Annotated in this window: 13 protein-coding genes; 10 read left to right on the top strand and 3 right to left on the bottom strand. The window is 72.5% G+C overall.

Features of this window, described 5'->3' with window-relative positions:
- Positions 1–1,346: 1,346 nt before the first annotated feature.
- The gene (locus ACFQU4_RS20825; protein WP_377495473.1) at positions 1,347–1,895 is read right to left on the bottom strand and encodes an AAA family ATPase; all 549 of its coding nucleotides are present in this window, start codon (positions 1,893–1,895) and stop codon (positions 1,347–1,349) included.
- 71 nt (positions 1,896–1,966) lie between these two features.
- Between ACFQU4_RS20825 and ACFQU4_RS20820 the strand changes: the two genes are divergently transcribed.
- From ACFQU4_RS20820 to ACFQU4_RS20795, 6 genes are read left to right on the top strand one after another with little or no spacing between them, the layout of a single operon-like run.
- Positions 1,967–2,182, top strand: coding sequence for a hypothetical protein (locus ACFQU4_RS20820; protein ID WP_377495470.1), 216 nt, complete (start codon positions 1,967–1,969; stop codon positions 2,180–2,182).
- Between the two features lie 38 nt (positions 2,183–2,220).
- The gene (locus ACFQU4_RS20815; RefSeq protein ID WP_377495468.1) at positions 2,221–2,616 is read left to right on the top strand and encodes a molybdopterin-binding protein; all 396 of its coding nucleotides are present in this window, start codon (positions 2,221–2,223) and stop codon (positions 2,614–2,616) included.
- Positions 2,613–3,398 carry a molybdate ABC transporter substrate-binding protein gene (gene modA / locus ACFQU4_RS20810; RefSeq protein ID WP_377495465.1) on the top strand — a complete coding sequence of 262 codons (786 nt, stop codon included), beginning with the start codon at positions 2,613–2,615 and terminating at the stop codon, positions 3,396–3,398. Before ACFQU4_RS20815 ends, modA begins: the two co-directional genes overlap by 4 nt.
- A complete protein-coding gene (locus tag ACFQU4_RS20805) occupies positions 3,382–4,188 on the top strand; it encodes an ABC transporter permease (RefSeq protein ID WP_377495463.1) in 807 nt (268 codons plus the stop codon). The genes modA and ACFQU4_RS20805 overlap by 17 nt, the downstream gene beginning before the upstream one ends.
- On the top strand, positions 4,185–5,279 hold the full coding sequence (locus ACFQU4_RS20800; RefSeq protein ID WP_377495461.1) for an ABC transporter ATP-binding protein: 1,095 nt from the start codon (positions 4,185–4,187) through the stop codon (positions 5,277–5,279). The genes ACFQU4_RS20805 and ACFQU4_RS20800 overlap by 4 nt, the downstream gene beginning before the upstream one ends.
- 17 nt (positions 5,280–5,296) lie before the next feature.
- Positions 5,297–6,361, top strand: a complete 1,065-nt coding sequence (locus ACFQU4_RS20795) for a phosphotransferase (RefSeq protein WP_377495459.1) — start codon at positions 5,297–5,299, stop codon at positions 6,359–6,361.
- Between the two features lie 10 nt (positions 6,362–6,371).
- On the opposite strand, the gene ACFQU4_RS20790 is transcribed toward ACFQU4_RS20795, so the two are convergent.
- Positions 6,372–9,035 (bottom strand): PEP/pyruvate-binding domain-containing protein, encoded by a 2,664-nt coding sequence (locus ACFQU4_RS20790; protein WP_377495456.1) that lies wholly within the window; start codon positions 9,033–9,035, stop codon positions 6,372–6,374.
- 39 nt (positions 9,036–9,074) lie between these two features.
- Here ACFQU4_RS20790 and ACFQU4_RS20785 point away from each other — a divergent pair, with 39 nt between their 5' ends.
- A complete protein-coding gene (locus ACFQU4_RS20785) occupies positions 9,075–9,701 on the top strand; it encodes a maleylpyruvate isomerase N-terminal domain-containing protein (protein WP_377495454.1) in 627 nt (208 codons plus the stop codon).
- Here ACFQU4_RS20785 and ACFQU4_RS20780 read toward each other — a convergent pair.
- Positions 9,698–10,492 carry a helix-turn-helix domain-containing protein gene (locus ACFQU4_RS20780; RefSeq protein WP_377495452.1) on the bottom strand — a complete coding sequence of 265 codons (795 nt, stop codon included), beginning with the start codon at positions 10,490–10,492 and terminating at the stop codon, positions 9,698–9,700. The two genes, ACFQU4_RS20785 and ACFQU4_RS20780, sit on opposite strands and share 4 nt — an antisense overlap.
- A gap of 87 nt (positions 10,493–10,579) precedes the next feature.
- On the opposite strand from ACFQU4_RS20780, the gene ACFQU4_RS20775 reads away from it, so the two are divergent.
- The 3 genes from ACFQU4_RS20775 to ACFQU4_RS20765 are packed head-to-tail and all read left to right on the top strand — an operon-like array spanning position 10,580 to position 12,138.
- Positions 10,580–10,954 carry an isomerase gene (locus ACFQU4_RS20775; RefSeq protein WP_377495450.1) on the top strand — a complete coding sequence of 125 codons (375 nt, stop codon included), beginning with the start codon at positions 10,580–10,582 and terminating at the stop codon, positions 10,952–10,954.
- Between the two features lie 16 nt (positions 10,955–10,970).
- Complete coding sequence (locus ACFQU4_RS20770; protein ID WP_377495449.1) at positions 10,971–11,600, top strand: hypothetical protein; 630 nt, start codon at positions 10,971–10,973, stop codon at positions 11,598–11,600.
- Positions 11,601–11,628: 28 nt separating this feature from the next.
- A complete protein-coding gene (locus tag ACFQU4_RS20765; RefSeq protein ID WP_377495447.1) occupies positions 11,629–12,138 on the top strand; it encodes a DUF664 domain-containing protein in 510 nt (169 codons plus the stop codon).
- Positions 12,139–12,141: the final 3 nt, after the last annotated feature.

Genomic DNA, 12,141 nt, shown 5'->3' with positions numbered 1-12,141 from the left:
GACATCCCCTCGGGTCGCGGCGGGCGGGACGGCTTCTTGGTGCTCCCGGGCCCGTGCGCGGCCCGGTACGGGTTCGGGACGTCAGGCGGGACGCCGGCCGCCGGCGCTGATCGGCTGACGGGTTGGAGGTGATCGATCGGAGGAGCGAGGCGCCGGTGTGAACAGCCACCCGGTTATGAGGATCCGTGTAGGCCGAGGGGGAGCGGAAGGTGCGGCGTCGTGATCATCGCGCGGAGAGACCGCGACCTCGCCGAGTGGACCCTTTGACCCTCCCCGACGGCGGATCGGCGGTCAAGGCGTCCACTCGGCGGAGTGATCAGTCGGCGATCGCTTTGGTCGCTTGTCTGTTCGTCGGGGGTGCTCCGGTTGCCGTGGGGCGAAGGAGTGGAGCGGGTCGTGCGAGTGCCGTGATCATCTTCGTGTGGGAATGCTGTGGCCTCGGCGAGGTGGATCCTTTGGCCCTTTCTGATGGTGGATGCGCGGTGGAGTCGTCCACTTTGGCCGGAGTGTTCGATCGGCGGGTCGCTTTGCGGCTTGCCTGCTCGTCGAGGCGCTCCGGTTGGCCGTGGGCGAAGGAGAGAGAGTGGGTCGTGCGAGCGTCAGGATCATCATCGTGCGGGAGTGCCGTGGCCTCGCCGAGTGGACGCTTTGACCCGTGCTGGCGGCGGATCGGCGGTCATAGCGTCCACTCGGCGGATTGGTTGATTCGCCGGCGCCGCGGCTGCGTACCCATTGGCCGAGGCTCTCCGTTTGGACGAGTCTCGACCTTTCGACCGTGATCCCTGCAGGTCAGGTGCTTTGGTCGATACTGCGACACGCTCCCGCTCGCCGGTCGCTACCGATCCTCTCGCCAGGACTCTCCTACCTCTCGGCGGCCCGTCGGCAGGGCGCGGTTGCCTACGCCGCCCGGCCGCACCGTGAGTTCGGTTCGCCGCGCCCGCGATCCTCGCGCCCTTGGGTTCGCTTCATCGTCGCCAGCGCCGCTTGCGTCCGTCTCGGCTGATCGCCCGCGGCCGCAGCGGACGGGAAGTGGCACGCGTGATCCCCGTGCCCCGGTGGTTCTGCTCGCTCGCGGATGGGTTCTGGGGTGACGCGGTTCTGGTGCCGGTGGGCGCACTGGCTCGCAGATGCGGTTCTCGTGGCGGTAGGTGCGCTCGCTCGGGATGCGGTACTCGTGCCGCCGGGTTCTGCGCGCGCACATCCGGCCTTCGCGCCCGCGGGCCCTGCTCGTCCGCGCACCCGATCCCCCGCCTCCGTGCCCCGTACCGACACGTCACTTCCGCAGCGACGCGCCGCAGAAACGCCTGCTTTTGTGCCCAGTCGGCGGTGTTCCGTGCGGGGTTTCGTCAGACCGCGGCTTGGTCGAGGTTGGTGAGGATGTCGTCGACGGTCTCGTCCGGGGTCTGCACGCTGGAGTCGAGCCAGTAGCCGATCCGGGCGGTCTCGCGGCGCAGCAGTTCGTCGAGCTGGTTCGGCGAGAAGCTTCCGTAGCCGTCCTTGGCCCGCTGCGCCTCGCGGATCTCCAGGGCGGAGACGGTCGGCGAGAGGACGACCAGGTAGCGCTGCTTGGTCTGGATCTGGTCGATGAAGCCGGCCAGGTCGGGGCCGATGATGACGTCCTGGACGATCGCGTCGAAGCCCTGGTCGGCGAACCGGTCGGCGGTGTGCGCGGCGAGTTCGTACCGGAGCTGGAGCTGGTCCAACGCGGCCGACGTCGGCTGCGGCGTCATGTCAGCGCGGCCGTTCACCATCATCTTGCGGAACACGTCGCCCCGGATGTGGACGGAGCACGGTAACCGGCCGGCCAACAACTCTGCGACCGTCGATTTCCCTGCAGCCATCGCTCCGGTGATCACGATCACCCGGCCGCCTGTTCCCAGATCTGGCTCCCCCACGGGCGTTATTCTTCACTACCGCGCCCGACAGGTGAACCGGGTCGCGATTCCGGCCGAGTCGCGTGGCGAGAATGCCGTACGAACTCTCGGCGTCCCCAGGGCTGGCGCACCGGCAATTTGTCGCCCGAACTCGGCGCCGCACTGATCCTGTCGATGGCGATCGGCTCTCCGGGATCGGGTTCCTCGGCGCGGGCATCATCGTGTTCCGCTCCGACGCGGTCTCGGGTCTCTCCGGCGTGCGCGAGGTCGAATGGCGCGACGAGAACGAGAACGAGGATTCCGGCTGACTTAGGTATTCCGCAACTGCGGAGTTTATCCTCGATACATGCCGAAGTATCGGATCTCACAAGCGGCCGCCCTGCTCGGGGTCAGCGACGACACAGTCCGTCGCTGGATCGACACCGGACGGCTCGGTGCCCACAACGGGAACGGGCCGACCGTGATCGACGGAGCCGACCTGGCCGCGCTGACCCAACAACTGGCGACGGCTCCGGCGCTCGGGACCGCGGTCGCCGAGAGCGCCCGGAACCGCTTCACCGGACTGGTCACCAAGGTGGTCAAGGACGGGGTGATGGCGCAGGTCGACCTGCAGTGCGGCCCGTTCCGGGTGGTGTCGCTGATGTCGTCCGAGGCGGCCACCGAGCTCGGGCTGGAGCCGGGGGTGCTGGCCACCGCGTCGATCAAGGCGACCAACGTCGTCGTCGAGGTGCCCGAGCCATGATCAGGAAGGCCGGCCTCGCGGCCGCGGTCCTGTTGATCATGGCCGTCGCCGGGTGCGCTCCGGCCGGGTCACCCTCCGGTGCGGCGTCCTCGCCGGCGGCCGGGCCGGCCGGGGAGCTCACGGTGCTGGCGGCGGCGTCGCTGACCGAGTCGTTCACCACGATCGGCCACGACTTCGAGGCGGCCAACCCGGGCACCAAGATCACCTTCAGCTTCGGTTCCAGCGCCACGCTGGCCACGCAGGTGACCGCCGGTGCGCCGGCCGACGTGTTCGCGGCCGCCAACGAGTCGACGATGCAGACCGTGGCCGACGCCGGGCTGGCCACCGACCCGCAGCCCTTCGTCACCAACACGCTGCAGATCGCGGTGCCGCCGGGCAACCCGGCCAAGATCACCGGGCTGGCCGACTTCGCCGACCCGGCCCGGCGGATCGCCCTCTGCGCGACCGAGGTGCCGTGTGGCGCGGCGGCGCAGCAGGTGTTCCGGAAGGCGGGTCTGGAGCCCGCCCCGGACACGTTGGAGGAGGACGTCAAGGCGGCCCTGCAGAAGGTACGGCTGGGCGAGGTGGACGCCGCGCTGGTCTATCGCACCGATGTGATCGCGGCCGGGGCGGACGTCGAGGGGATCGCCTTCGACGAGGCGGCGTCGGCCGTGAACACGTACCCGATCTGCGCCTTGGCCGAGTCCCGGAACCCGGAGCTGGCCGCGGCCTTCGTGGCCCACGTCCGAGGCCCGGACGGCCAGGCCGTGCTGAGCAGGGCGGGCTTTGCCTCGCCGTCCTGACCGCGACGCGACGGTCCGGGTCCCGGTGCTGCTGGCGGTGCCGGCGGCACTGGCTCTGCTGATGTTGATCTTGCCTCTGCTCGGGTTGGTGATCAAGGCGCCGTGGGGCCGGCTGCCGGAGTTGATCACCGGCCCGGAAGCCCTGGCGGCGTTGCAGCTGTCCTTGATCACCGCGACCGCGGCCACGGTGATCGCGGTGCTGCTCGGGGTTCCGGCCGCGTGGCTGCTGGCCCGGCCGGGACTGCCCGGCGCCGGCCTGGTCCGGGCGTTGATCACGGTGCCGCTGGTGTTGCCGCCGGTGGTCGGCGGGGTCGCGCTGTTCACCGTGCTCGGCCGCTCCGGGCTGCTCGGCCGGCCGCTCTACGAGGCGACCGGCTTCGCCTTCCCGTTCACCCCGTACGCGGTCGTCCTGGCCCAGGTCTTCGTCGCGCTGCCGTACCTGATCTTGTCGGTGGAGGGCTCGCTGCGAGCCTCCGACCGCCGCTACGAGGAGGCCGCCGCGACCCTCGGCGCAGCCCCGCTGACCGTGTTCCGGCGGATCACGCTGCCGTTGATCGGGCCCGGCGTCGCGGCCGGTGCCGTACTGGCCTGGGCTCGTGCCCTCGGCGAGTTCGGCGCGACGATCACGTTCGCCGGCAACCTGCCCGGCAGCACCCAGACGCTGCCGATCGCGGTCTATCTGGCGCTGAACACCGACCCGGATGCGGCCCTGCTGCTGTCGGTGCTGCTGCTCGCGGTATCAATCGCCGTCCTGGTGCTGCTCCGGGGCCGCTGGGTGGCGCGATCATGACGGCCACGGTGGACGCGCCGCCGGGCCACGCCGGACTGGACGCCGAGCTGCGGGTGTCCCGTGGGGCGTTCCGGCTCGACCTGTCGCTCCGGGCCGAGCCCGGCGAGGTGGTGGCGCTGCTCGGGCCGAACGGCGCCGGCAAGTCCACCGCCCTGCGCGCCCTCGCCGGACTGTTGATCATGGACGACGGCTGGATCGAGCTGGCCGGGCAGCGGATCGCCGACCCGAACCGGCAACTGCCGGCGCATCGGCGCCCGATCGGGGTGGTGTTCCAGGACTACCTGCTGTTCCCGCACCTGTCGGCGCTGGACAACGTGGCGTTCGGGCCGCGCTGCCGGGGCCGGTCCGCGGTCGAGGCGCGGACGCTGGCGGCTGACCTGCTGGCGTCGGTCGGGCTGGCCGACCTCGGCCCGGTCCGGCCCCGGCGGCTCTCCGGCGGCCAGGCCCAGCGGGTCGCGCTGGCCCGGGCGCTGGCCGGGGAGCCCGCCCTACTGCTGCTCGACGAGCCGCTGGCGGCGCTGGACGCGCGGACCCGGCTCGAGGTCCGCGGCCTGCTCCGGCGCCGGCTGGCCGCCTTCGACGGCGTCACCGTCCTGGTCACCCATGACCCGGTCGACGCCGCCGTCCTGGCCGACCGGGTCGTGGTGATCGAGGCCGGTACGTCGGTGCAGTCGGGCACCCCGGCCGAGATCGCCCGGCACCCGGCCACCGACTACGTGGCCCGGCTGGTCGGCCTCAACCTGCTCTCCGGTACGGCAGCCGACACGACCGTCCGGGTCGAGCCCGCCGGCACCGTGCACCTGGCCCACCCGGGCGCCGGGCCGGTGCAGCTGGCCTTCCCGCCGAACGCGGTCGCCCTGTTCACCGAACGCCCGACCGGCACCCCGCGCAACCTCTGGTACGGCCGCGTCGCCGGCCTGGAACCGTACGGCGACGAGGTCCGGGTCGAGGTCGCCGACGTACCCGGACCGGGCAGCGCGCTGCTCGCCGAGGTCACCCCCGGCGCCGTCGCGGAGCTGGGCCTGGAGCCGGGATCCGGCGTCTGGGTCAGCGTCAAGGCGTCGGCGATCACCAGCTATCCACGCGGCTGATCTGGTCTACTGGGTCGATGTCCACGGTGATCATGGAACCGGAACAGCAGCCGAGGTTCGGGGCGCTGCGGGCGGAGCCGCCACCGGCCACGCTGGCCCGGCTGACCGGAGCGGCCGCCGGCACGACCTGGACCGCGGAACGGCTGGGCGGCGACCTCGGCTATCCGAACGGCGGGATGTGGCGGGTCGCCGCGGACCGGCACGGGGAGGGGCCGGCGTCGGTGATCGTCAAGCGGACCGGCCCGATGCATCTCGGTACGTTTCCGGTCTGGCGGCTCCGGGCCGACCCGGCCGATCCGCAGTGGTGGGGAAAGGAAGCCGCGTTCTACGCGTCCGACCTGGCCCGGACCGGCTGGACCGAGCAGGTCCGAACCCCTCGGGTGGAGATCGATGATCATGACGGCCGTCGTGATCTCTGGCTGGAGGAGCTGACCGGCATCCCGGGCTCGCTGGACGTCTGCCGGCGCGCCGCCGCCGGGTTGGCGGCCTGGCAGGTCGCGAACGCCGACCATGATCATCCGTGGCTCTCCGGCGGCTGGATCGTCAAGCACGTCGAGCGGCAGGACCTGGACAACGCCCGTACCCTCGCCCACCCGGGCTGGCCGTCGGCGCTGGAGCGCGGTCTCGCGCCGGAGCTGCGCGACCTGGTCGCGGCCCGCGTCACCGATCCGGTCGAGGCCGCCTGCCGGCTGGCCGGATTCCCTTCCCTGCTGGCGAATCACGACTTCCACAACGGCAACGTCGGGGTGGCGGGCAACGGGGCGGTCGCGGTGATCGACTGGGCGTACGTCGGTCCGGGGCCGGTCGGGCACGACGCCGGGCACCTGGCGCTCACCTTCGAACCGGAGGGATCGGTCGAGCCGGCCGAGGCCTGGCAGGTCCTCACGACGGCATACACGGAGGCCTTGATCAACTCCGGCTGGCCGGGCGATCCGGAGCAGCTGCGGCGGTCCATGATCGTCTCCAACCAGCTCCGGCTCGGCTGGTGGATCGACGCCCTGCTGGAGGTCGCCGACCGGCTCAGCCCCGAGGACCTCGCCGCCAAGTCACGCTTGTTGATCTTCCTCGCCGAGCTGCGCTAGAAGGGCGCCTTCAGCACCCTTCTAGGGGCGTCACGGTCCCGGCGGACCCGTCGACGGTGACCCGGGTGCCGGTGTCGAGCCGGGTGGTCGCGTCGGCGACCCCGACGACGGCCGGGATGCCGTACTCCCGCGCGACGACGGCGCCGTGCGACATCGCGCCGCCCATCTCCATCACCAGCCCGCCCGCGGTCAGGAACAGCGGGGTCCAGCCGGGGTCGGTGGACGGCGCGACCAGGATCTCGCCGGGTTCCAGCCGGGCGGTCGCCGGATCCAGCACCACCCGGGCCGGCGCCGTCACGGTGCCCGGCGACGCCGGACTCCCGGTCAGCGTCCCCTCGGTCTCGGCCGCCGCGACGCCGGGTTCGGTGCCGTCGGAGAGCAGCAGCCGCGGCACGTGCCGCCGCCGCGCCTCCGTCTCGTACCCGGCCCGCCGGTCCCGGACCAGGGACCGCAGGTCCAGCCCGGCCAGGCCGGTACCGGCCTCCCGGAGATCGACGAAGAAGACGTCCTCGGCCTCGTCCAGCCGGTGCTGCCGGACCAGGTCCTCGCCGACCAGCCGCAATTGGCTGCGGATTCCGGCCAGCAGCACCACCAGGTTGAACTTGGGCCGTTCCCGCAGCCCGGCCAGCCGGCGGATCCGGCGGAGCAGGAACCGCACCAGGTCGCCGCGGACCGGTCCGGCCCGCCGGGCCAGCGTGTCGATCATGGTCTCGGCCTCGGCGGCCGCCCGGCCGAACACGGCGTCCGGCGCCAACTCCCGATCGGCCAGCCGCAGGTAGCCGGTCAGGACGTTGATCAGGTGGGCCGGCTGCTCGGCCCAGCGCGGCACCCCGACGTCGATCTCGGCGACCGCGCGGTGCCCGTACGTCTCCAGGAAGCGGGCCAGCCCGGCCCGGACCGGCTCCGGCAGCGGCGCGTCGCAGGGCTCGACGTAGCGCCGGGCGAGGTCGGTGGCCGAGGTGTCGGCGAACAGCCGCCGCAGCTCCGGATCCCGGCCGAACTCCTCGGCCAGCCGCCACAGCGCCAGATCCATCTCGGTGGTCGGATTGTCCGGCAGCCCGCGCAGCGTGGTCTGCCATTCCTCCACCGACGCCACCCCGCGCAGCAGCCGGCGGGCCAGCCCCTGCAGCATGATCATCGGCAACATCACGCCGACGATCGCGCCCGGCAGGGTCGGCTCGAACCGGTCCATGATCACGTCCGCCAGCCGGGCCAGCCGCTGCCGGGCGTCCAGCTCCGGCGGCAGGTCGGTGGCGGCCCGGTTGTCCCGCTCCACCCGGTCCAGCTGCTTCCGCGCGGCGGCCGGCCGGGCTACCGTGCCGAGGATCCGGAGCGGAGCGTGCAGCCGTCGCAGCACCGGCCCGACCGCGTGCAGGACCGGGGCCGGCGACCGATGCCGTACGGACAGCCGCGGGTCGTCGAAGAGTCCACGGAGCAACGGCTCCGACCGGGCCTCCATCGCTCCCATCACCCGCGGCGCGACGGACCGGCCGACCCGGCTCCGGATCGCCGTCGTCGCGTCGAGATAGAGACGTTGGCCGGCGATCTTGAGCACGGTCGGTCCCGCGTACGGATCGGCGACCGGCCGGCCGAACAACGCGGCGGCGGCCGACCCGATCAGCCGGAACACCGCGATCCCCATCGGCGTCAGCGGCCCGAGGACACCCTGCGCCACGTTCATCGACCAGTAGACCCGCGGCTCGGCCGACTCCGGCGGGGGAGCGTCGGCCGGCAACGGATAGAGCGTGGTGATCGGCCGCGCCTGGGTCAGCCACAGCGTGCCGTCCGCGGTGATCGCGAACTCCAGATCCTGCGCGGCACCCTCATGATCATGAACCCGCCGGCCGAGCGCGGTCAGCGCCGCGAGTTGATCATCGTCGAGGCAGGGTTCCGGATCGGCGGGCAGCTCGACCCGCTCGGTGCCACCGGTTGCGGCGGGCCGGATCCGGACCCGCTTGTCCCCGGGCGTTCGCTGCAGCACCAGGCCGGTCGCGGAGGCCACGGCGAAATGGTCCGGATTGACCGCGCCGGACACCACCGCCTCGCCGAGCCCGGGGCTGGCGTCGATCACCGTCGTACCGCGGTGGCCGGTCACCGGGTCGGCCGTGAAGATCACGCCGGCCACCGAGGCGTCGAGCAGGCGTTGCACCACCACGGCCAGCCGGACCGACCGGTGATCGATGCCGGCCGCGTCCCGGTAGGCGACCGCGCGTTCGGTCCACAGCGAGGCCCAGCACCGCCGCACCGCATCCAGCACCGCCTCGGTCCCGGCGATGCCGAGATAGGTGTCCTGCTGTCCCGCGAAGCTTGCGTACGGGAGATCCTCGGCGGTGGCCGACGACCGCACCGCGACGACCCGGTCCGGCCCGAGCCCGGCGTAGCCGGCCGCGACCTCGGCGGCGACCCGGTCCGGAATCGGGGCCGTGGTCAGGGCGTCGCGCACCTCGGCGGACCTGGCCGGGCGCTGGTCCGGGTCCGCGGCGAGCAGCCGGTCGACGGCGGCCCGCACGGACGGATGGTCGGCCGCGAGGGCGTACGCCTCGGTGCTGACACAACAGCCCGGCGGCACCGGGAAGCCGGCCCGGAGCAGCCGGCCGAGACTGATCGCCTTGCCGCCGGCCAGGGACAACGCGTCGTCGGCCAGCTCGGCCAGCGGCAGCACCAAACCGGGCATCTCCGCTCACCTCCGTAGGCCAAGCCTAGGCTTGATCACGTGACCTATGCGGAACGAGTGACGGCGTTGGCGGCGTGCTGGGATCGGTGGGCCGACCTCGGCGCCGGGTTGACCGAGGCGGACTGGGGGCGGCCGACCCGCTGTGACGGCTGGGACGTCAACGCCCTGTACGCGCACCACGCCGGCTATCCGCTGGGGCTGCGGAACCGGCCCGGCCAGGACCCGCGTGGGGACCTGGTGACGGCGGCCGATCTGCTCCGCGGCTTCAACGCGCCGGACTCGCCGCAGGTCGAGGCGACCGCCGCCGCGGTGGCCGACGGAGCCCGGCAGCAGGCGACCGCGCTCGGCCGGGACCGGCTGGTGGCGGCGTTCACCGAGGACGCCCGGGAGGCGCTCGGCTGGATGCGCGAGACGCCCGGCGAGACCGTCTTTCCATGGCTGGGTGGCCCGGCGTCAATCACCCTCACCGAGGCGCTGCGGATCGCGCTGATGGAGGCGACCATTCACCTGTACGACCTCCAGCACGCCCTGGGGCTGGACCCCGACGCACCGGCCGTGGCCGCGGCGGAGACGGCCCGGCTGCTGGCGGAGCTTCCGGACCCGGCGGCGTTCATCGAGGCGGCCAGCGGCCGGTCCGAGACCCCCGTCCTGCCGGTGCTCCGCTAACCCGTCGCGCGGGAGAGGGCGGCGAGCAGGTCGGCGGTGGCCCGGTCGGCCGGGAAGAACGTCTCGATCGCGATCTCGTCCAGCGTCACGTCGCGCGGCGAGCCGAACACCGTGGTGGCATAGAGCAGGGCCAGCTCGCCGTGATCGGTGATCATCCGCAGCGGCAGCACAAGATCAACTTCCGGGCCCGGTTCGGCCGGCGTCGGCTGGTCCGGGACCGGATAGCCGGCCAACTCGTCGTACAGCTCGGCCAGGCCGGGATCGGCGGTGCGCTCCAACTGTCGCCGGACCCGGCGCAGCACCTGGGCGTGCCACTCGGCGAGGTTCCGGATCCGCGGCGCCAGGCCGTCCGGATGCAGGGTCGCCCGGAGGACGTTCAGCGGTGGACCGGCCAGATGATCGGGAAGCTCACCGAGGAAGGCCCGCATGGCCTGGTTCGCGTCCAGCAACTCCCACCGGACGTTGATCGCCAGCGCCGGATTGGGCTCGTGCCCGGCGAGGACGGCCCGGACCGCCGACCGGGCCTGGCCAAGATCATCGAACGGCCGCTCGGCGTGCGGCGGCGCGAACCCGGCCGCGAGATGCAGCGTGTTCCGTTCCCGGAGCGGCACCTCGAGCTCCTCGCAGAGGCGTTCGATCATGGTCCGGCTCGGCCGGGACCGGCCGGTCTCGATGTAGCTCAGGTGCCGGGTGGACAGTTCGGCCGCGATCGCGACGTCGAGTTGTGACCGGCGCCGCCGCTCCCGCCAGCGCCGGACCAGGGTGCCGACCGGTTCTGTGGTCACCGTCATGGCGCCAGCGTGCCCGGATCCTGAGTCCGTACGCAATGACCTCGGAGGTAATCGACCGGGCGCACTCGGCGACGCAGGATCGAATCCATGATCACCAACGAAGCAGTACGGGAATCCGTCGCCACCTATCTCGCCTTCCTGAACGCCGCCGCTCCGGCGGAGCAGGCCCTCACCGACGAGGTCGAGTACGCCGCCCCGGTCGGCGTGCTCACCGGGCCGGCCGCCTTGATCGACTTCCGGGACCAGTTCCGGGATCACTTCGACGCGGTCGCCGTCCGGGCCCTCGAGGACCCGGAGACGCACCACGACCGGGCCCGGCTGCGCTGGGAGCTCACCGTCGGCGGCAACCGGTTCGCCGCCGGCACCGACGTGATCACCGTCGCCGGGGACGGGCGGGTCGCCGCCGTGACCACGTTCCTGGACCAGGCGCCCGAGGGCTTCGACCCGGACGCCCATCACTGACCGGGAGGAGTTGATCATGAATCTGATCGAGATCACCAGCCCGCGCGGCGGGCTGACCGAGGCGGACCGGGCCGCGCTGGCCGAGACGATCGTGTCGGGGCTGCTGACGACCGGCGACGAGGACGTACCGGAGGAGACGATGCGCCGGGCCCGGGCGATGACCCATCTCGGCTTCCGCGAACTTGACGACTGGACCACCGGCGACGGTCCCTGGCGGCCGCCCGCCGCGCCACCCCTCTGGCTGACGATCACGGTCCCGGATACCTGGCGGGAGGAGCTGGCGCGGCACGTGATCGGCTGGATCCGCCGCGCGGTCAGGGAACTGGACCGACGGCACGGCTGGCAGCGCGACCCGGCATCGCTGTGGATCAACCTGACCGGCATCGCCGACGGCAGCATCGGTCTCGGCGGCCGGCCCAGCACCGCCGACGAGGTGCTGGACCACCTGACCGAGGAGTTCCGGGCCAATCTCGATCATGGTCGGGAGATCCCCGAGGGCCGGGTCGTCGACCCGATCTGCGGGATGCTGGTCCGGCTCGGCCCGCGGGCGATCACTCTTGATCATGAAGGAGTGACGTACGGCTTCTGCGCCGAGACCTGTCGCGACGCCTACGCCCGCCGGAACTCGATCGCCGCCGCGTCCTGAGCCTGTCGAAGGGTCCTAGGCTGTCGGCATGACCGAGGAACGGACCGAGCCGCCGAACGACCTGACCGACCCCGGTGACCTGGTGCGGCAGTATCTCGACTACTACCGCGACACCGTCTGGGCCAAGGTCGACGGGCTGTCCGAGCAGGACCTGCGCCGGGCGGTGCTGCCGTCCGGCTGGTCCCTGCTGGAACTGCTGCACCATCTGCTCTTCGTCGAACGCCGCTGGCTTCAGTGGGGCTTCCTCGGCCTCGGCGACGAACTGCCGCGCGGCGACTGGGACCTGGCGGCGGGCCGCTGGGCGGTCCCGGACGGGACCAGCGTCGAGGACGTCCGGACCGCGTTCTGGCAGGAGGTGGAGCGGAGCCGGCGGCTGGTCGCCGAGCACGAGCTGGCGGAACCGTCGGCCCGGGGCCGGGACGGAGACGAGCCGCCGACCCTGGCCTGGGTCCTGTTCCACCTGCTCCAGGAGTACGCCCGCCATGCCGGCCAGCTCGACGTCGTCCGCGAGCTGATCGACGACGCCACCGGCGAATAGGGC

Source organism: Microlunatus sp. GCM10028923 (assembly GCF_042666975.1).
GTDB lineage: Bacteria > Actinomycetota > Actinomycetes > Propionibacteriales > Propionibacteriaceae > Microlunatus.
Note: the sequence above shows the minus strand (reverse complement) of the source record. Positions and strands in the feature narration are given on the sequence as shown.